Below are 18,407 nucleotides of genomic sequence, written 5' to 3'. Positions count from 1 at the left end.
CCTTCAGGTCTCGATCAACTGGCCGATCCCTGACGCTGTCACTTCGATGACCCGAGCCGAGCCGATGTCGAAGAACAGTCCGGCGATACGCAGGCGACCATCCACACGGGCCTGACCGACGAGAGGATGGCGTTCGAGAGTCTGCAATTGGACTGCGACATTGACCATTCCGAGCTGATCGACCTCCGAGAAACCTGCCTCGGCCGCAGCACGCGCGACCGGATGGCCACTCGTATAGGCCTGCAAGCTCGTCTCCGCATGCCGCAGCCATTCCCCGACGACTCCCGATTCCGACGAACCGTTCGTCAGGAGTGCTTGCATCGCGCCGCAGCCCGAATGTCCGCACACGACCACCGAGCTGACACCCAACTCGTCGATCCCGAAGGCCAGTGCCGCTTCCACCGACGTATCGCGGCCGCCGGCAGGAACCAGGTTTCCGACATTGCGCACGGTGAACAGGTCGCCGGGGCCACTGCTCGTGATGATGTTCGGCACCACTCGCGAATCTGCGCAGGTAAGGAAAAGGGAGTCGGGATTCTGCCCGTCGCGCAACTGATCCATGTGCGGCCGTATCGCTTCGGCGCGATGGCGATGATAGTTGGACACCCCGTCGAGAATGGGCCGCAAGGCCGGCGGGCTGCTCAGATTCCTCCCCGAAGCCTGTGGTTGCCAACTGCCCCACGGCGCGAGCAAGCCGCGCAGGTCGGTGACTGCGGCGCCGCGCTTCGGCGGACCGGTGGTCGCGCTCTCCATACTCACCGAGCCGACTTCGTCGATGACCACCGAACCACCTGCCAACTCGTACTGCCTCGCCCACTCTTCGATGACGTCGAAGACGGCATGGTCGAGGAAGTCGACAGACAGCTCGACGGTGACGTCCGACCGCGGTGGGAGTCCGGCGAGCACCGACGTCAGCTTGGGCAGCACCAGGAAGGTGCACGAGCCTTCGACCAGGACGCGCCACTTCCCGGAATCGTTGTCGCCCAACTCTTCTGCGGTGACAGTTGCGCGGATGACACGCCACACCAGGAGGGCGATGGCCAGCGCCAACCCGATCAGGACGCCCTCGAGCAGATTCAAGAACACGACGCCGACCACCGTGATGCCGTACACCCACAGATCACCGGTCCGTCGCGCCAACCGAATGTGCGCCAGCTTGACCAGTTGAATACCGATGACAATCAACAGTCCGGCCAGTGCAGACTTCGGAATCTGCTGGACCAACCCGGCGAGCGCAGCCGAGAACAGCAGAATCCACAGGCCGTGCATGATCGACGACGCGCGGGACTTCGCCCCGGCCTCGACATTGGTCGCACTGCGCACGATCACCCCGGTGACCGGAAGGCCGCCGATGGCCCCGGACACCATGTTCGCGGTGCCCTGGCCGAGCATCTCGCGATCGAAGTTCGACCGCGGGCCCGAGTGCATCTTGTCCACGGCCACGGCCGAGAGCAGACTCTCCACACTGGCGATCAGGGCGATGGTCAGGATGCCGGTTGCGACGCCGAGCCACTGGCCGTCGGGCAGAGCGGGGAGTCCGATCGAGTCCAGCAAAGATCCGTCGAGAGCAATACGCTCGACGTCGATCGGCAGCGCCAGCGAAGCGAGAGTTGCCAATACGATGCCCACCAACGCCGCCGGAACCTTGCGGACACCGGCAGGGAGATAGCGCCACCCGAGAAGGGTGGCGATGACGACGAGTCCGATCATCAGGTCCTCGACATGCAAGGCACCGATCTGCGCGGGCAACTGCCGTAGATTGTCCAGCGCCGAGCTGGCCGAGCTTCCACCCAACAACACGTGAACCTGTTGTAGCGCAATGGTGATGCCGATACCGGCGAGCATCGCATGCACCACCACTGGAGCAATAGCCAGCGCCGCACGGGCAATTCGGCTGAGCCCGAACACGATCTGCAGAATTCCGGCGCCGACGGTGATCAGGCAGGTGACTTTCCACCCGAACTTGCCGATCAGTTCGGCGACCACCACGGTCAGGCCGGCTGCGGGACCACTGACTTGCAGCGGTGAACCTCCCACAGCTCCGGCCACCACTCCGCCGACGATTGCGGCGATCAGACCTGCCATGATCGGCGCCCCGGAGGCGATCGCAATTCCCAATGACAGGGGAAGCGCCACCAGGAATACGACCAGCGACGCCGGCACGTCGTATCTGATCAGTTGCTCGAGATATCGCCGGCTTCCACCACCCGGCGGAGACGAATCCCCCACGACGCTCTCGTCTGCGGATGATTGAGCGTGCACTACGGACTGCGTCGACATAGATCTCCTCGCCGGACCCCGGATCCGGCTGCTGGGCAACATGTTCGAAGCGAATCGGCGATCGGTATCGCCGATCGACTGTGACCATGGTAACCGCGATTCCTTACCGTTCCCTTAGATGCGAGCCCAGACGTGGTCGACGTCACCGCCGCCCGGCACTGTGACTCGAACCTGAACATCGGTCCAAAAGATCGATCGAATTGCTTTAAACCGCAAGCATTTTGACTGACACACCTCCAGCGGCCGGCACACCTGAGCGCCGTCGGCGATAATGGTCGGGAGTGAACGCTCAACCGCAGACACAACGATGTGAAGGCAGGCACCATGTCCGATCAGTACGTCGCCGCGCAGGACCGCTACGAAGCCATGCCGTACCGCCGAACCGGTCGGAGCGGTCTCAAACTCCCGGCCATCTCGCTGGGCCTCTGGCACAACTTCGGCGACGACGTACCGATCGAGAACCAGCGCGCAGTTCTGCGGCGGGCATTCGATCTCGGAATCACCCACTTCGATCTTGCGAACAACTACGGACCCCCGTACGGAAGCGCCGAGACGAACTTCGGCAGGATCCTGCGTGAGGATTTCTCTTCGTACCGCGAGGAATTGGTCATCTCGTCCAAAGCCGGCTGGGACATGTGGCCCGGCCCCTACGGATTCGGTGGGTCCCGCAAGTATTTGCTGTCGTCCCTCGATCAGTCGCTCGGACGACTCGGCGTCGACTATGTCGACATCTTCTACAGCCATCGCCCTGACGCCGAAACTCCGATCGACGAGACCGCAGGCGCCCTGATCAGCGCTGTCCAGCAGGGCAAGGCCCTGTACGCGGGTATCAGTTCGTACTCGCCGGAGCGCACCCGTGAAATCGCCGCACTGCTCGCCGCTGCGGGGGTTCCGCTCTTGATCCACCAGCCGAGCTATTCGATGCTGAACCGCTGGATAGAGCAGGACCTGCTGTCGGCTGTCGACGATCTCGGCGTCGGAGTCATCGCGTTCTCACCACTCGCTCAAGGCATGCTCACCGATCGCTATCTGAACGGCGTCCCCGAGGATTCCCGTGCAGCTCAAGGTAAGTCACTGGATCCGTCGTGGTTGACCGACGACGCTCTCACCCACATCCGCGCGCTCAACGACATCGCGGCAGACCGCGGCCAGTCGCTGGCTCAGCTGGCACTGAGCTGGGCACTCCGCGATTCGCGGGTCACCTCGGTACTGATCGGTGCGTCCAGTGTCGCCCAACTCGAAGCCAACGTCGGCGCGCTCGACAATCTCGAATTCAGCGCAGCCGAACTGGCCTCCATAGATCAGCACGCCAAGGACAGCGGCATCAATCTGTGGGCAGAGGCCAGTTCGATCTGAGCGATCACCTGCGCTAGAGCTGAGGCAACTCCACGTTCACGTGCTCGCCCTCTTCGAATACGGCCGACGCCGGCCCGACGATCAAGGGATCCGGAGTACCGACAGCCCGGTGATCCTTGTTGGGATAGTCGAAGCTGGCGAGCACGTGACGCATCGCCTCGAGGCGAGCGCGCTTCTTGTCGTTGCTCTTGATCACCGTCCAGGGCGCATCCCCGGTATCGGTGTAGAAGAACATGGCTTCCTTGGCCTGGGTGTAGTCGTCCCACTTGTCGAGCGAAGCCAGATCGGTCGGTGAGAGCTTCCACTGACGCACCGGGTCCGTTCGGCGGGCCGCGAACCGCGCCAACTGCTCTTCGCGGCTGACCGAGAACCACAGCTTGTGCAGATGAATCCCGGAGTTGACGAGCATCCGCTCGAAGTCCGGGGTCTCTCTCATGAACTCGAGATACTGCGTCGGCGTGCAGTAACCCATCACTCGTTCGACGCCGGCGCGGTTGTACCAGGACCGGTCCATCATCACTATCTCGCCGCCGCTGGGTAGGTGTGCGACATAGCGTTGGAAATACCACTGCGTCCGCTCGATGTCGGTGGGCTTCTCGAGCGCGACCACGCGGGCTCCACGGGGATTGAGATGCTCGGTGAATCTCTTGATCGACCCGCCCTTACCGGCAGCATCGCGACCTTCGAAGATGATGAGCACCTTCTGACCGGTTTCCTTGACCCACAGCTGCAGCTTGAGCAACTCGATCTGCAGACGCCGCTTCTTCCGCTCGTACTCGCGGCGCGACATCTTCTTCTCGTACGGATAGCCCTGCTTCCAGGCATCCGCGAACTCCGAAGGCTCCAGCACGCCGAGCTTGTGCTTGAGACTCGACAGCTCGTCGATCTCGGCCGCGTAATCCTCGGTTACGGAAATTCTGGTCGACGGGGTCGGCAGGTCAGGAACCCGACCGTCCACACCGCTGGCGTCGGGGCTCATGAATACGCACTCCCTGTCGTCGAAATGAACGAACGTCCGGAAAGTGAATTTTACGCGCCGAAGCCCGCTCCCGCGGGTCCGAAGAGAATGTTGCTTGGCATCGAGGAGGTAACGACAGGTCCGGCTTCCCAGTCGCCGAACCCTCACGCGGTACCTTGATCGAGGTAACTGAGACGGTCGGTAACCCCGAGAGAAGAGAGTTCTGGCGAGATGCGAGTAGACGGACGGGAGATCCCGGTAACGGGAAGCCTCCTGCCACCACTGCACCGCCGTACGAGCGACATCATGCGGGTTGCGATCGCTGCTGTGCTGCTCGGCGGCGTGATCGCGGGATCTCTGATCACTCGAAGTCAGTGGGACGCCCTCGAAACGTCGGTGTCCAACATCGTCGGTGTTCTCTCGCCGAGCCTGTCCGACACTGTGTACCTGCTCTACGGCATCGCAATTCTGGCGCTACCGTTCGCCATCCTGATCGGCCTGATCGTCGGGCGCCGGTGGAAGTTGCTGGCCGGATACGCCGCCGCCGGCCTGTGCGCCGGTGTCGCGCTGTCCTTCACCGGAACAGGCCTGGCGGCACCGAAATGGCACCTCGACGTGCCGGACCGACTCGACGCCACCTTCCTGTCTCAATTCCTCGACGATCCGCGATGGATCGCGATGCTCGCGGCGGTGCTCACCGTCTCGGGCCCGTGGCTTCCGAAGAAGTGGCGACGAGCCTGGTGGACGCTGCTTCTGCTCTTCGCTCCCATCCATCTGATCGTCAGCTCGATCGTTCCCGCACGATCGATGCTGGGTCTCGCCGTCGGTTACCTGATCGGCGCGGTGATCGTTCTCGCCGTCGGCACCCCTGCCCTCGAAGTGCCGTTGGACTCGGCGGTACGCGTACTCGCGCGGCGCGGTTACCGCGTCACCGCGTTCCGCGTCGTGAGTCCCTCGGGAATCGGGCCTCTTGTCATGTCCGCAGCCATCCACCAAGCACCGGACGACGAACCTTTCGACGAACTCGTCGTCGAGTTGTACGGACAGAACCAGCGAAGCAGCGGAGCAATTCGACAGACGTTCCGTTGGATCTCGTTCCGGAACCGTGAAACTCCGCCGCCCTACGGATCACTTCGTCGCGCCGTCGAACACCGAGCGCTCATGGGTATCGCGTTCGCCGACATCGGTCTGGCCAGTTCCAAGGCCGTCGCAATCTCGGTACTCGATCGCGGGTGGGAGATGTACGCGCGCCCGAGTCCTCGTGGCATCCCCCTTGCCGTCGCCGTCGAGAACCAGGCGGGCGAGGAAGAATCCACCAAACTGATCGACGCGCTGTGGCAAACACTGCATACCGCTCACGTGCACCAGATGGCGCACGGCGACCTGCGCGCTTCCGAGATTCGTGTCGAAGGCGGAACCATCCTCTTCGGCGGGTACGCGTACTCCGAATTCGGCGCCACCGAAGTTCAGATGCAGTCCGACAACGCACAACTTCTCTTCGCCACCGCATCATTGTTCGGGGTCGATGCAGCGGTGGACGCCGCGATTCGAGCGCAAGGCGCAGACACGATTCTCGCCGCCTCCGGCCGATTGACCACCGCTGCATTGCCCAACCGAATTCGGCGGACGGTCACGGATTCCGCGAAACTGATGACCGAGATCCGAGACGAGGTCGGTGCCAAGAACGGGATCGAAAAGGTCGCTCCCGCACAGGTCACCCGATTCAGTCGCAACCAGCTGATCCAGCTCGTTCTGCTCATCGGTCTGGTCTACGTCGCCTACCCCTTCATCAGCCAGGTCCCCGCGTTCATCACCGAACTGAAGACGGCCAACTGGTGGTGGGCACTGCTCGGCCTCGGCGTCTCCGCACTGACGTACGTCGGCGCGGCAGCGGCCCTGTGGGCCTGTGCGTCGTCGATGGTCAGTTACCGCAACCTCTTGATCATGCAGGTGGCCAACACCTTTGCGGCGACGACAACTCCGGCCGGAGTCGGCGGGCTCGCGCTGAGCGTGCGGTTCCTGCAGAAGGGCGGGCTCGGTACCGTCCGTGCAACGGCCGCAGTCGCGCTGCAACAGACGGTTCAGGTGGTCACCCACGTCGGCTTGCTGATCTTCTTCTCGATCGTCGCCGGACGTGATACGAACCTCTCGCACTTCATCCCGGGATCCACTGTTCTGTACCTGGCGGGCGGCGTCGCGCTCGGAGTTCTCGGTGCATTCATGTTCATCCCGAAACTCCGTGGGTGGCTGCGCGACGATCTGCGTCCTCAGATCACCGAGGTGTTGGGTGAACTGAGCCAACTCGCGCGAAATCCCACGCGCTTCCTCATCATCGTGGGCGGCAGCGCCGCAACAACTCTCGGTGCCGCCCTGGCTCTGTGGGCGAGCGTCGAAGCATTCGGCGGCGGAACGACGTTCATCACCGTCACCATCGTGACGATGATCGGTGGGACGCTCGCCTCGGCGGCTCCGACACCGGGTGGCGTCGGAGCCGTCGAGGCCGCCCTCATCGGTGGTCTGTCCGCATTCGGACTGCCGGCAAGCATCGCGGTCCCGTCGGTCCTGCTCTACCGAGTGCTGACCTGCTGGCTCCCGGTGTTCTGCGGTTGGCCGACACTGCGGTGGCTGCAGAAGAACGACATGGTCTGAGCCGTTCCGCTACTTTTGGCGAACGACGTGAGCCTGCAGTGCTTCGCCGTCCTCGTCCACCCAGCCTTTGCTCTGGGCGTAGTCGACCATCGCGGCAACACCTTCGACGTCCGTGGTGCTCTCGCGAACGCGGGCTACCGAGATGAATGCACTACCACCGCTGACGTATCCGTAATCCTGAAGGCGCAAGAGTTCGTCCAGTTCGGTTTCGGAGATGTCGGCACTCACCTCGACGTGAAAGGCCTTCAGGTTGTCCACATCGTGGATGCTGACGCGGCCGTCGTCCACCAGTACATACATGGCTCTCCTTCCTAGAGCACTGACGTCGGTGCGTGCGTACCGAATACACGCCGGTGGTAGGTCAGTGGATTCGACTCGCGGTGCTCGACCTCGTCCACCGATCCTGTCACGATCTTGTGATCACCACCGTCCACGACGGCATCAACGGTGCACGCGATCCAGATGGATACGTCCGGCAGTCTCGGAACACCGAGATGCTCCGCCCACTCGACACCGTCGAACTTCGCACGGCCCTTCCTCGCAAAGGCAACCGCCAGTGAGCTTTGCGCGGTCCCGAGGACATTGATCGCGAACCTCCGCGTTCCTTCGATGAGGCCGAGAACTTCCGACTGTCGATCCAGAGCCACCGCGGTCATCGGCGGGTCCATCGACAACGACATGAATGCGCTGACCGTCGTGCCGTGCGGCCGGTCGCCGTCCATTGCCGTGACGACGGCGACCGGTGAGCACACGTGCGCCATGGCTTCTCGAAAACGCAACGCCCGGTTGCCCTGTGGGACATTCACGATGTCAGCCCTTGTCTGCCAACTCTTGTGCGTACTTCTTCGTCATGTGGTCGACGGCGTCGAGTTGCGCCTTTGCATGCCCTCCCCTGACAGCGCGCGCGTGAGCTGCCGCGTCGAGCGTCGCCTGCGCCTGCCCTTGGAAGTGCGGAAAGACCTCCTGCGCGAACAACTCTGCCGAACGTCGGGTGTCCTGCGGGTTCGCCCAATCGTGACCCATCTGCAGCATGCAGCCGAAACCACCGGACTGGTCCCACAGCCGTTGTACCTGACGTCTGGCCTGCTCCGGTGTGCCGATGACACCGATCCCGGCCTCGTTGATGAAGTCGATCATCTCGCTCAGACGCGCACCGGAGACCGCCATCTGAGGGAAGGCCGCGACGTGCTGGAAATAGTCGAACCACTCCTCGATGCCGTACTCGACCTGCTTGCGTGCTTCCGCCTCGGTTTCGGCGATGTGGAAAGGTCCGGCAAGAGACCACTGCCGACGATCCACCGTCGTCCCGTTGACCTCAGCGCGTTCCTCCATCACATTCCAGTGGTGCGCCAAGGCGTCGAAACCGTCGGCGGACAAGGTTGCTCCGATGGAGAGCAGACCGAGACCGTGCGTACCGGCCAGGCGAGGTCCTGTCGGGGAGGCCACTGCGGCCACGGTGATTTCGATGCCGTTCTCCGAGTACGGAGCGAGCTGCAGCTTGGCGTCGTACAGCTCGTGGGTTCGTGTCTTCGCGGAAACCGTCTCGCCACGAAGAAGGCGCACGACGATGTCGAGGTTCTCCTGCAACAACTCTCGGGTGTCCGTCGGGTTCAGACCGATCATCGCCGAGTCGGTGGGCAACGAACCGGGCCCGACTCCGAAGATGGTGCGCCCCTGAGTCAGGTGATCCAACTGCATGATTCGATCCGCTGCCCACAGCGGGTTGTGATACGACAACGACGTGACACCCGTGCCGAAACGAATCCGAGGTGCGCGCTGCGAGGCTGCAGCGATCATGATTTCCGGCGACGCGATGATCTCGCTTCCGGCAGAGTGATGCTCACCGAACCACGCCTCGTCGTAGCCCAACCGGTCGAGGTACTCGACCAGTTCGAGATCACGCTGCAGTGCGGCGGTGGGATTGCGTCCGGGGACGTGGAACGGTGCCATGAAATACCCGAAACGAAGCCTACTCATGAGTTCTCCTAGTGCTGTGGGCCAACTCCTGGCCGTGCACCGAAAACGCTATCCGTGCCGTGACCGCGGTCACAGTGCACGAAAGTGGACAATCTCAAGCGCGTTGATCGGCAAGTTTCTGCGCGTAGACCAACTTCACGAACTCGGCACGGTTGCGAACGCGCAGAAGAGCAAGGATGCGGCTTACATACTTCTTCACCGTGTCCGGACTCAGCGACAGGATCACCGCGATCTCGTCGTTGGTATGGCCGTCCGCCAACAACTCCGCGAGATCGATCTGCCGGGGCGTCAGCTTCTCTCGCCATCCCGGCTCGCGTTGCCCGGGCAGCGTCTGACACAACAGCGACAATTGCTTGCCCAGAATGCCCAAGCCCACGATGTCGCGCCCCGACAGATCCTTGCCTTCTGAATCGAAAATCCCCACCAGACCGTGACCGCCGTGGGCCAACTGGAGATGCATCACCGACGCGCTGTGAAGGCGTTTGCGATAGAGGAAATCTCGCAGGTACGTCGCCGACTGTGAAGGGACGTCGGCCAACTGAGTGTGCGTGATGGCGGGAGATGCCAACAGCGTTGCCCGCGATTGCGCCGTCGCAAAAACGTCGTCGAGGTACCAGTGCGCTTGGTACTCGTCGAGGATCGGCGTGATCCGCCCGGTCGTCACCGGATCCGGGTCGGCGAAAGCCGTCGTGAAGGTCGGGCCGGCAAGGAAGGTGGTGTTGGGACAGCGGTAGTGATCATGGAGCGCGACCATGAGGAGATCCTTGAGCTGATCGAGCGTTCTCGCGGCCGAGCAGTAGTCGAAGACAGCGAAGACACGGTCGTAGTCCGCAGCGGACAGAGCGACGTCACCGCTACCGTGCACGTCGACCACCTCACCCGAACTATGATCCAGATCACTCATCGGACAGCATATGCATTACTTCGAGAGAACGGACAACTTCGCCGCCTACCAGCACTGTTGATGCCGATAGCCGATACTGAGCTGTATGTCGGAACTCGGAAATGAACCAGACTCGAAGCAGAAGGCGGTGCTCGAGCGACACGCGTCATGGATCGAATTGTTCTTCGACCTCGTCGTGGTTGCCGGTATCGGTCAGCTGGCTCACCTGCTCCACGGTTCGCCGTCGTGGTCGGATGTCGCGCTCTACGCGTTGCTCTATCTCGCGTTCTGGACCGCGTGGGCGACGTTCACGATGTACGGCAACGTTGCCGGTGACCGTGTCCGGATCCCGAGCATGCTGATCGCCATGTTCGGACTGGCCGTCATGATGGCAGCCGTGGCCGGCATCCACGACAACCATGCGCTGGCCTTCGCTGTCGCCTACGTGGCCGTACGTCTGCTGGCGAGTCGGGTGTGGCACAACGGCCAGATAGTCGTGGACTGGCCGATCGCCCAGATGTCTCTCGGTGTGATCCCGTGGATCGTCTCGTTCTGGTTCGAGGGCGAAACTCGGTTCTGGCTCTGGACCGCCGGTGTGACCATCGACCTGCTGATCATGTTCGTCGTCTCCGGCAGCGCGATCATGGAAGACGCGCAGGAAAAGCTCGACCGCATCATCAAGGTTCGGGGGTTCAAGGACGACCGGATGCCCGAACTCGAAGCCCTGCACTCCGATCGGGCTCACCTTGCCGAGCGCTTGGGCCTGTACGTCATCATCGTGCTGGGCGAGGGTGTGATCCTCGTGATTTCTGCGGCCTCGAAGCTCACCTGGGACTCGACGGTGGTCAGCCTCGCAGTCGGATCGTTTGTCCTGCTCTCGGGCATGTGGGCTCTCTCGCTTCTCTACGGCCACGCCGGTGTTCCGCACCTGCAGGCCGAGAAGTTTCCCGCTCGCATCGACATGGCGCTGCACTGTTTCACCACCGGCGCTATCGCGGTTCTGGTCGCAGGGCTCGGAGCGGCAACCGAACACGGCGCGGAGCACACGCCCGCGAACCTGCGGTGGTTGTTGTGCGGAAGCATCGCAGTCTATTTCGGAATCAGCCTGGTGGCAGGGCTGTTCGCGCGATCGGACCGACGGTGGCTGCTCGGCTGGGCGCTCCCGTGCACCGCCATCCCCATCGTCATGGGCATCGTCGGCACGCACATGAGCGCCACGTGGATCATCTGGGTGCTGGTGGCCACCGTGTCCTGGCAGAACGGCTACGAGTACGCGCAGGTGCGGCGTTCGCGCCGCTCTGCTGTGCGCCTTTATTAACCCCCCGCGGTTAATAAAGGCGCACAGTAGGGGCGGTTTTTACCCGCACCGCCGGGTCGAAGCGATAGGGCTGAGCCAACAGGATTCCGGCCAATCGCTTACGCAACCTCGACATCTCGGCCCGGACGGTCACCGTCTTGCGTGGATCGCCGAACAACTGTGAGGCGAGCTGCGCGGCCGTGAGGCCCTCGGGCGCCTGTGTCAGAGCCACGAGGATCTGCGAATGGCGCGGGCTGAGGTCGATACTCCAGCTCCCCATTGCCGAGGAGTACCGCAATTCCATCGCATTCGGATCTTGCACATCCAATTCGACTTCTGCACAAACCGTTCCGGACGCCGGATCCATCTGAGGGCGGACGAGCCAACCACCCGGAAGCGGCTCGCACATACATAGTCCGAGCGACGGGAGCCAATGCTCGCCGCTGCTCATCACTTTCGGCAGTGCGATTCTGTAGATCGGCGCCATCGAGTCCACCGCCGCGACCCAGCCACTGCGGTCCACGACCACTGTCGGCTGACTCGCACGAGCCAGCGTCGATGCCGAGATCATCCGGAGCTGATCCAATCCGATTCGATGCTTCTCCCGCAGTGCGGATTCCGCCAGCCTGGCCACACTGTCCACGAGAGCGAGAGTCGACGGGTGGACCGTGTCTGCTGCGCCGGCGACGTTCACGACGGCGATGGCCCGGCGACTACGCGGATCTCGAACCGTCGCCCCGGAGCAGGTCCACGGATGCTGCGAGCGCGAGTAGTGCTCGGCCGAGAACACCTGCACTGCCGAACCTGATGCCAAGGAAGTGCCGATCCCGTTGGTACCAACAGCTTCCTCGGTCCACGACGCACCCTCGATCATCCCGAGCCGTTCGGCCCGATCCAACATTCGACTGGACCCGTGTCGCCAGAGGATACGTCCGTAGCGGTCCGCCACCACGATCAGATTCGCGTCGTCCGGGCCGACGAGTGGTGCCAGACCGTGCACCGCCTCGTCGAAGATCTCCGCCATGCCGGCTGCGCGTCTGCCTTCTTCGATCTCGGATTCGCGGCCCGTCTCGGTGATCGAGCACCGGTCCGGATCGAGTCCGAGCGCACGCAAACGCGACCACGAATTCGCGATGACGGAGCGCGGACGCGCAGGCGGCTTGCGTCCCGACATCGTTGCTTCGTACACGGATTCGAGAACACGTGCGTACTGCGCCGGGTCTTCACCACTGGCCAGGGCCGGTTCGAGTCGATTCGTTTCGCCGATCACACTCCAGTCCTATGTGACGGGGTCATCGAAAGCGAGCGTTGCACCCGGTTGCAGAGTTGTTCGCGTGCGTGAACGAAAGGACGGCGTTCACGCACGCGAACGGTGCTCACGCGTTGAGGGGTCTCCCCAGCGCCGAGAGCACAGACTCGTGCATTGCCTCCGAGAGCGTCGGATGAGCAAACACGACCTCGGCGAGATCCTCGCCGGTGGCTTCGAGGGATCGAGCGATACCGAAACCCTGAATCTGCTCGGTCACATCCGGACCGACCATGTGCGCGCCGAGAAGTTCCCCGGTATCGGCGTCGAAGATCGTCTTGACGAAGCCTTCGGCCTCGCCGATCGCCAGTGCCTTGCCGTTCGCCTGCAGGTCGAAGTGTCCGACCCGCAGCGCGCGACCAGTACCGGCGCACTGCTTCTCCGTCAGACCCAGGCTCGCCACCTGTGGTCGGGCATACGTGCATCCCGGAACGTAGTCGCGATCGAGCGGATGAACGTCGGGCACGCCTGCCAACTTTTCGACGCACAGGACAGCTTCGTGGCTTGCCTTGTGCGCCAGACATGGAGCGCCCGCGACGTCACCGATCGCATAGATCCCGAAAGCGCTGGTACGGCACCACTGGTCGGTGACGATCGCACCGCGCTCGATCTCGACGCCCAGAGCCTCCAACCCCAGATCCTCGACGTTGCCGGTGATTCCGGCCGCCACCAACACCCGGTCCACGGTCAACGACTCGACACCGTCGCTCGTCTGCACATTCACCTGGACGGCGTCGTCGCCGACGGTCACCGCCGACACCGAGGCTCCGGTGTGAATCGTGATGCCACGCTTCTCGAACTGCTTGCGAACGAAGGCCGAGATCTCTTCGTCCTCGACCGGCATGATGTGTGGTGCCATCTCGACGATGGTCACCTCGGTTCCGAGATCGCGGTACAGGCTGGCGAATTCGACTCCGATCGCGCCGGACCCGATCACGAGCAGCGACTTCGGCAGTTCCTTCGGGACGAGCGCGTCGAAGTAGGTCCATACCCGATCACCGTCGGGGGCAACGCCGGGAATCGAACGCGGCCGGGCACCGGTTGCAATGATCACGTGGTCGGCTCGATACGTCTGTCCTCCCACGGATACGACGCCTTTGTCCACCAACTTAGCGGCGCCTGAGATGACGTCGACGCCGTTCTTCTTCATCAGATAGGCAACACCGCCGGACAACCTCTCCGAAACCCCTCGGCTGAACGACACCAACTTCGAGATGTCGAACTGGACAGACGCCGAACTGAATCCGTATGTGTCAAGTTCACTCAAGGTATGCGCGACGTCCGCGCCGTGCAGCATCGCCTTGGTGGGGATACAACCCCAGTTGAGGCAGATACCTCCGAGGCGATCACGTTCTACCAGCGCGACGCTCAACCCCAACTGGGCAGCCCGGATCGCCGCCACGTAACCACCGGGGCCGCCACCGATGACAAGAACGTCGTACTTATGCGACGTATTGTTTTCCACCACAGCCCCTTACACCAACATCAGCGCGGGAGAAGCGACAAAGCGCTGGAGCTCCCGAAGGAAGGTCGCACCCAGGGCTCCGTCGATAACCCGGTGATCGCACGAGAGGGTCACGGTCATCACGGTCCGGGCAGAAACACTGTCACCGACCACCACCGCGCGCTTCTCCCCCGCACCTACGGCAAGGATCGCTCCCTGGGGCGGATTGATGATCGCGTCGAATGCCTTGATCCCGAACATGCCGAGGTTGGACACCGTGAAGGTTCCGCCCTGGAATTCTTCGGGACGAAGTTTGCCGGTCTTCGCCTTGGTGGCCAACGAGAGCACCTCACCCGAGATGTCCGCCAACGACTTGGTATTCGCGCTACGCACGATGGGCGTGATCAGCCCGGTCGGAAGTGCAACTGCCACCGAGACATCCGCCGACGCGAATCGAAGAACCGATTCGTTCGCGGCATCGAACTGGACGTTCACGTCCGGCACCTTCATCAGTGCAGCGGCGCAAGCCTTCACGATGAAGTCGTTGACCGACAGCTTGACCGCCGGGACGGTCGAATTGATCTCCTTGCGCAGAGCGAGGAGCGCATCGAGCTCGAGGTCTGCGGTGAGCCGGAAATGGGGTGCCTGCTGCTTGGACGCCTGCAACCTACCGGCGATTGCCGATCGCATGGGGGTGAAAGGAATTGTGTCGTACTCGGGTTCGGCCGCAACAGATTCGGTCTCAGCCGCCGCCTCGGGCAGGAGCTGCGCGGAACGAGCGGCGTCGTGCACGTCGGCGACGCAGACGCGCCCCCGCGAACCCGTCGGACGACAGTCATGCAGGTTGACGCCCAGTGATCGGGCAGTTCTGCGTGCGACCGGGGTGGCAGGCACGGCACTGTCGTCGGCGGTCGATCGCAGCGGGAGGCCGGATCTCGCGGCCGGCACTACCGGCGCAACAGTGCCACCGGCGTCACGAATCGCGTCGTCGATGTCGCGGACACTGATCCGCCCGAGGGGACCGGTACCCACTACGGCGGCGAGATCGATTCCGAGCGATTCCGCACGTCGGAGTGCGCGAGGACTCGCAAACACATCGTCCTGCGTCGTGCCTTGCAGAACGCTCGGTACGACGGTGGAACCGGTTGGTACAGGTTTCGGTGCAACAACCACCTTCGCAGCCGGTGTAGCCGTAGGTGTCACGGGAGCCGCCGGCGCAGCAGCTGGTGACGGTGCCGGCTCTTCCGCCGGCGCGGTTGCGCCGCGGGCGGCGAGGAACTGCTCGATCTCCGCATCCGTCGCGGACGCATCGGCGGATACACCGATCACGGCGCCGACGGGCAGAGTCTGCCCAGGCGTGCCGACGATCTTGCGGAGAACACCGTCGAACGGCGCCTCGAGCTCGTTGGTGATCTTGCTGGTCTCGATCTCACAGATCAACTGGCCCTTGGTGAACGAGTCACCTTCCCCGATGAGCCAGGCGTTGACCAACCCCTCCTCCATGGAGAGCCCCCATTTGGGGATGTCGATAGCTTTGATGTCAGCCATGATCAGGCTCTCACCAGCTTGCGAACCGACTCTTCGATGCGCGCCGCGTCAGGCAGCCAGGCAGTTTCGAGGGTCGGGGAGAACGGAACCGGCGTGTGCGGCGGAGTGATCAGTTCGATCGGCGCTTTCAGGTAGTTGAATCCCTTGGTGGCGATCAGCGCGGCTACGTCGTGCCCGAAACCGCAGCGGGCGGCGGATTCGTCGACGATCACGACGCGTCCGGTCGATGCGACGGATTCGAGGATGCCGTCCTCGTCCAATGGTGAGACGGTACGAGGATCGACAACCTCGACCGAAATACCCTCGGCGGCCAGCTTGTCTGCTACGTCGTTGGCGCGGTTCACCATTGCGGACAACGCGATGATCGTGACGTCGTCGCCCTGCCTGGTGTAGTTGGCGACGCCGAACGGAATCGCGTACGGCTCGTCCGGCACTTCGTCCTTGAGGTCGTAGAGAACCTTGTGCTCACAGAAGACGACGGGATCGTCGTCCCGGATGGCTTGGATGAGTAGGCCTTTGGCGTCGTAGGCGTTGGACGGCGCGACCACTTTCAGGCCGGGCACCGCGGCAAATACGTTGTACGGAGACTGAGAGTGCTGCGCAGCGGCGGAGAAGCCTGCGCCGATCATGCCTCGCACCACCAGCGGGGTTCTGGCCTTGCCACCGAACATGTAGCGGAACTTGGCAGCCTGGTTGTAGAGCGCGTCGTAGGAGACTCCGAAGAAGTCCATGAACATCAGCTCTGCGACCGGCCTCAGTCCGGTCAGTGCGGCTCCGGCAGCCATTCCGATGATCGCGGATTCGGTGATCGGGGTATCGATTACACGCTCCGATCCGAACTCCGTCCACAATCCCTTGGTGACACCCAGGACACCGCCAAATGCCTCGATCTTCTTCGTCTCCAGATCGGGATTGGTACCGGCATGCCCACCCCGTACGTCCTCACCGATGAGAACGACGCTCGGGTCGCGTTGCATTTCTTGGGCGATGGCCTCTTTGACGGCCTCGCGGTAGGTCTTCTTCGACACGTTCTCGGCTTCCACGCTTGTCATCTCGGGCTCCTCAGTACGACACGTAGACATCGGTCAGCAGATTCTCGACGGGTGGATACGCCGCGGCACGCGCCTTCGCTACCGCCTCGTCCACCAGCACTCGCGACTGCTCGTCCACCGCGTCCAGATCAGCGGTGCTGACCTTCTTCACATCCACGCTGCTACGGAAATTCTTGAGCGGATCCTTGGTTTCCCGTAGTTGCGCAACCTGTTCCGCCGTGCGGTACAGCTGCGCGTCACCCTCGAAGTGGCCGTGCCAACGGAATGCCGCCGCCTCGATCGTGGTGGGGCCACCGCCGGTCCTGGCGCGCTCCGATGCTTCCGCCATCGCGTCGTAGACCGCGAAGAAGTCGGTGCCGTCCACCTTGACGGCAGGCATTCCGAAGGATGCAGCGCGGGCGGCGATGTCGGGTGCGCCCACCGCGTAGTCGGTTCCTGTTGCTTCACCGAATCCGTTGTTCTCGATCACGAAGACGATCGGAAGATCCAGCACCACAGCCATGTTCATCGCCTCGAAGACGGTTCCCTGGTTGGATCCACCGTCTCCCGTGAACGACGCTGCGATGACACCGTTTCGAAGCGTTTTGCCGCTCAGTGCAGCGCCGATCGCCAACGACGGGGCTCCGCCGACAATCGCGTTGGCGCCGAGCATTCCCACGGACAGGTCGGCGATGTGCATCGAGCCGCCCTTACCGCGACACAGGCCGTCGTCCTTGCCGAAGATCTCGGCCATCATGCCGTTCAGATCGCAGCCCTTGGCGATGCAGTGCCCGTGACCGCGGTGAGTGGATCCGATGTAGTCGGCGTCGCTCAGGTTCTCGCACACTCCCACCGCGATGGCTTCCTGGCCCGAGTAGAGGTGAATGAAGCCGGGGATGTCACCGGTTGCATTCTCTTCGTGCAGTCGATCCTCGAACGCGCGGATGCGCGACATCTTCTCGTACGCCTTCAGCAATGCATCCCGGTCCAGCCCTGAATGAGGCTTGGCCCCAGTCTTTTTCGATCCTGACGTTGCCGGCTTCTGTGCCGTCCGTTGAACCACAGTCACACTCCTCGTTCTCGATCACTCGTCGCCATGCAGTGTCGTGTAGGTCACGGGCGAAGAGAAAGAGTTGCGTGAGGTTGCCGGGAGTTGCGAAGGGTTGCAGCTGTTGACTTTCGAGCGTTGGCTCAGGCGCCGCTGAGGCTGCCGCGTCTGATCTTGGACAGCGCGCGGTGTTGGACGAGTTCGACGGCGCTCGTTGTCGTTCTCAGTGTCAGCGCCGTCTCGCGCACGTCGAAGCCGACAACGATGCGAGCTACCAAGACATTGCGTTCTGCGGCCGACAGATCACCGAAGGGCAGAGTGAGTCGACTGGAGGCGGGTAGCGAATCGATTTCGCGACTGATCGCGTCGTGCAGATGCGCGAGGAACGCTTCTCCGGCACGTCTACGTCGCCGAATGTCGGACAGGACGGATCGGCAGATACCGACGGCAATACGATCAGCGTCGAGCGGTCGCAGTTCGGCACGGCAGCGCCGCGTCACCAGAGGCACGATGCGTTGAAGGAGTTCTGCAATCGCGTCCCGATCCCCTCGGGACGCATCGTCGGCAACACTGTCGATCGAACGTCCACCTGCCCTGCTTGTCATTCCGATCTCCCCCTGGTTCGGCTCT

Annotated in this window: 15 protein-coding genes; 3 read left to right on the top strand and 12 right to left on the bottom strand. The window is 62.9% G+C overall.

What is annotated here, in order from left to right; genetic code table 11:
* Positions 1-3 precede the first annotated feature (3 nt).
* Complete coding sequence (locus G4D79_RS12550; RefSeq protein WP_042451182.1) at positions 4-2,280, bottom strand: bifunctional SulP family inorganic anion transporter/carbonic anhydrase; 2,277 nt, start codon at positions 2,278-2,280, stop codon at positions 4-6.
* Positions 2,281-2,604: 324 nt separating this feature from the next.
* On the opposite strand from G4D79_RS12550, the gene mgrA reads away from it, so the two are divergent.
* Positions 2,605-3,636: an L-glyceraldehyde 3-phosphate reductase gene (gene mgrA, locus G4D79_RS12545; protein ID WP_007733451.1), complete on the top strand. Its 1,032-nt coding sequence runs from the start codon at positions 2,605-2,607 to the stop codon at positions 3,634-3,636.
* Positions 3,637-3,649: 13 nt separating this feature from the next.
* On the opposite strand, the gene ppk2 is transcribed toward mgrA, so the two are convergent.
* Entirely contained in the window at positions 3,650-4,615 is a 966-nt protein-coding gene (gene ppk2 / locus G4D79_RS12540; RefSeq protein WP_003940295.1) for a polyphosphate kinase 2, read from the bottom strand.
* Positions 4,616-4,825: 210 nt separating this feature from the next.
* Between ppk2 and G4D79_RS12535 the strand changes: the two genes are divergently transcribed.
* On the top strand, positions 4,826-7,243 hold the full coding sequence (locus G4D79_RS12535) for a lysylphosphatidylglycerol synthase transmembrane domain-containing protein (RefSeq protein WP_099698722.1): 2,418 nt from the start codon (positions 4,826-4,828) through the stop codon (positions 7,241-7,243).
* A 9-nt stretch (positions 7,244-7,252) separates the two neighbouring features.
* Here the strand turns inward: G4D79_RS12535 and G4D79_RS12530 are convergent, their stop codons facing one another.
* The 4 genes from G4D79_RS12530 to G4D79_RS12515 form a co-directional block, all read right to left on the bottom strand.
* The gene (locus tag G4D79_RS12530) at positions 7,253-7,543 is read right to left on the bottom strand and encodes a hypothetical protein (protein ID WP_050654702.1); all 291 of its coding nucleotides are present in this window, start codon (positions 7,541-7,543) and stop codon (positions 7,253-7,255) included.
* An 11-nt stretch (positions 7,544-7,554) separates the two neighbouring features.
* Complete coding sequence (locus tag G4D79_RS12525; RefSeq protein WP_007733458.1) at positions 7,555-8,004, bottom strand: flavin reductase family protein; 450 nt, start codon at positions 8,002-8,004, stop codon at positions 7,555-7,557.
* Between the two features lie 49 nt (positions 8,005-8,053).
* Positions 8,054-9,220: an LLM class flavin-dependent oxidoreductase gene (locus G4D79_RS12520; protein WP_064114472.1), complete on the bottom strand. Its 1,167-nt coding sequence runs from the start codon at positions 9,218-9,220 to the stop codon at positions 8,054-8,056.
* 94 nt (positions 9,221-9,314) lie between these two features.
* On the bottom strand, positions 9,315-10,124 hold the full coding sequence (locus G4D79_RS12515; protein ID WP_007733461.1) for a helix-turn-helix transcriptional regulator: 810 nt from the start codon (positions 10,122-10,124) through the stop codon (positions 9,315-9,317).
* 85 nt (positions 10,125-10,209) lie between these two features.
* On the opposite strand from G4D79_RS12515, the gene G4D79_RS12510 reads away from it, so the two are divergent.
* Positions 10,210-11,421 (top strand): low temperature requirement protein A, encoded by a 1,212-nt coding sequence (locus tag G4D79_RS12510; RefSeq protein ID WP_054188866.1) that lies wholly within the window; start codon positions 10,210-10,212, stop codon positions 11,419-11,421.
* A 10-nt stretch (positions 11,422-11,431) separates the two neighbouring features.
* Here G4D79_RS12510 and G4D79_RS12505 read toward each other — a convergent pair whose 3' ends face one another.
* The 6 genes from G4D79_RS12505 to G4D79_RS12480 form a co-directional block, all read right to left on the bottom strand.
* Positions 11,432-12,670: a helix-turn-helix domain-containing protein gene (locus tag G4D79_RS12505; protein WP_099698721.1), complete on the bottom strand. Its 1,239-nt coding sequence runs from the start codon at positions 12,668-12,670 to the stop codon at positions 11,432-11,434.
* A gap of 106 nt (positions 12,671-12,776) precedes the next feature.
* Positions 12,777-14,174 (bottom strand): dihydrolipoyl dehydrogenase, encoded by a 1,398-nt coding sequence (gene lpdA / locus G4D79_RS12500; protein WP_058037826.1) that lies wholly within the window; start codon positions 14,172-14,174, stop codon positions 12,777-12,779.
* Between the two features lie 6 nt (positions 14,175-14,180).
* Positions 14,181-15,698 (bottom strand): 2-oxo acid dehydrogenase subunit E2, encoded by a 1,518-nt coding sequence (locus tag G4D79_RS12495; RefSeq protein ID WP_099698720.1) that lies wholly within the window; start codon positions 15,696-15,698, stop codon positions 14,181-14,183.
* A gap of 2 nt (positions 15,699-15,700) precedes the next feature.
* Complete coding sequence (locus tag G4D79_RS12490) at positions 15,701-16,750, bottom strand: alpha-ketoacid dehydrogenase subunit beta (RefSeq protein WP_007733466.1); 1,050 nt, start codon at positions 16,748-16,750, stop codon at positions 15,701-15,703.
* Positions 16,751-16,760: 10 nt separating this feature from the next.
* A complete protein-coding gene (locus G4D79_RS12485) occupies positions 16,761-17,684 on the bottom strand; it encodes a thiamine pyrophosphate-dependent dehydrogenase E1 component subunit alpha (protein ID WP_051649553.1) in 924 nt (307 codons plus the stop codon).
* 236 nt (positions 17,685-17,920) lie between these two features.
* A complete protein-coding gene (locus G4D79_RS12480; RefSeq protein ID WP_099698719.1) occupies positions 17,921-18,382 on the bottom strand; it encodes an RNA polymerase subunit sigma in 462 nt (153 codons plus the stop codon).
* Between the last annotated feature and the right edge of the window lie 25 nt (positions 18,383-18,407).

The organism is Rhodococcus sp. WY5 (genome assembly GCF_018588185.1).
GTDB lineage: Bacteria > Actinomycetota > Actinomycetes > Mycobacteriales > Mycobacteriaceae > Rhodococcus_F > Rhodococcus_F qingshengii.
The sequence above is the reverse complement of the archived record's forward strand: the minus strand, read 5'-3'. Positions and strand labels throughout refer to the sequence as shown.

Bases quoted from the DNA above. Each gene is read 5' to 3' on its own strand.
- G4D79_RS12550 (WP_042451182.1), bottom strand. From the start codon at position 2,280: ATGTCGACGCAGTCCGTAGTGCACGCTCAATCATCCGCAGACGAGAGC.
- mgrA (WP_007733451.1), top strand. From the start codon at position 2,605: ATGTCCGATCAGTACGTCGCCGCGCAGGACCGCTACGAAGCCATGCCG.
- ppk2 (WP_003940295.1), bottom strand. From the start codon at position 4,615: ATGAGCCCCGACGCCAGCGGTGTGGACGGTCGGGTTCCTGACCTGCCG.
- G4D79_RS12535 (WP_099698722.1), top strand. From the start codon at position 4,826: ATGCGAGTAGACGGACGGGAGATCCCGGTAACGGGAAGCCTCCTGCCA.
- G4D79_RS12530 (WP_050654702.1), bottom strand. From the start codon at position 7,543: ATGTATGTACTGGTGGACGACGGCCGCGTCAGCATCCACGATGTGGAC.
- G4D79_RS12525 (WP_007733458.1), bottom strand. From the start codon at position 8,004: ATGGCGCACGTGTGCTCACCGGTCGCCGTCGTCACGGCAATGGACGGC.
- G4D79_RS12520 (WP_064114472.1), bottom strand. From the start codon at position 9,220: ATGAGTAGGCTTCGTTTCGGGTATTTCATGGCACCGTTCCACGTCCCC.
- G4D79_RS12515 (WP_007733461.1), bottom strand. From the start codon at position 10,124: ATGAGTGATCTGGATCATAGTTCGGGTGAGGTGGTCGACGTGCACGGT.
- G4D79_RS12510 (WP_054188866.1), top strand. From the start codon at position 10,210: ATGTCGGAACTCGGAAATGAACCAGACTCGAAGCAGAAGGCGGTGCTC.
- G4D79_RS12495 (WP_099698720.1), bottom strand. From the start codon at position 15,698: ATGGCTGACATCAAAGCTATCGACATCCCCAAATGGGGGCTCTCCATG.
- G4D79_RS12490 (WP_007733466.1), bottom strand. From the start codon at position 16,750: ATGACAAGCGTGGAAGCCGAGAACGTGTCGAAGAAGACCTACCGCGAG.
- G4D79_RS12485 (WP_051649553.1), bottom strand. From the start codon at position 17,684: ATGTCGCGCATCCGCGCGTTCGAGGATCGACTGCACGAAGAGAATGCA.
- G4D79_RS12480 (WP_099698719.1), bottom strand. From the start codon at position 18,382: ATGACAAGCAGGGCAGGTGGACGTTCGATCGACAGTGTTGCCGACGAT.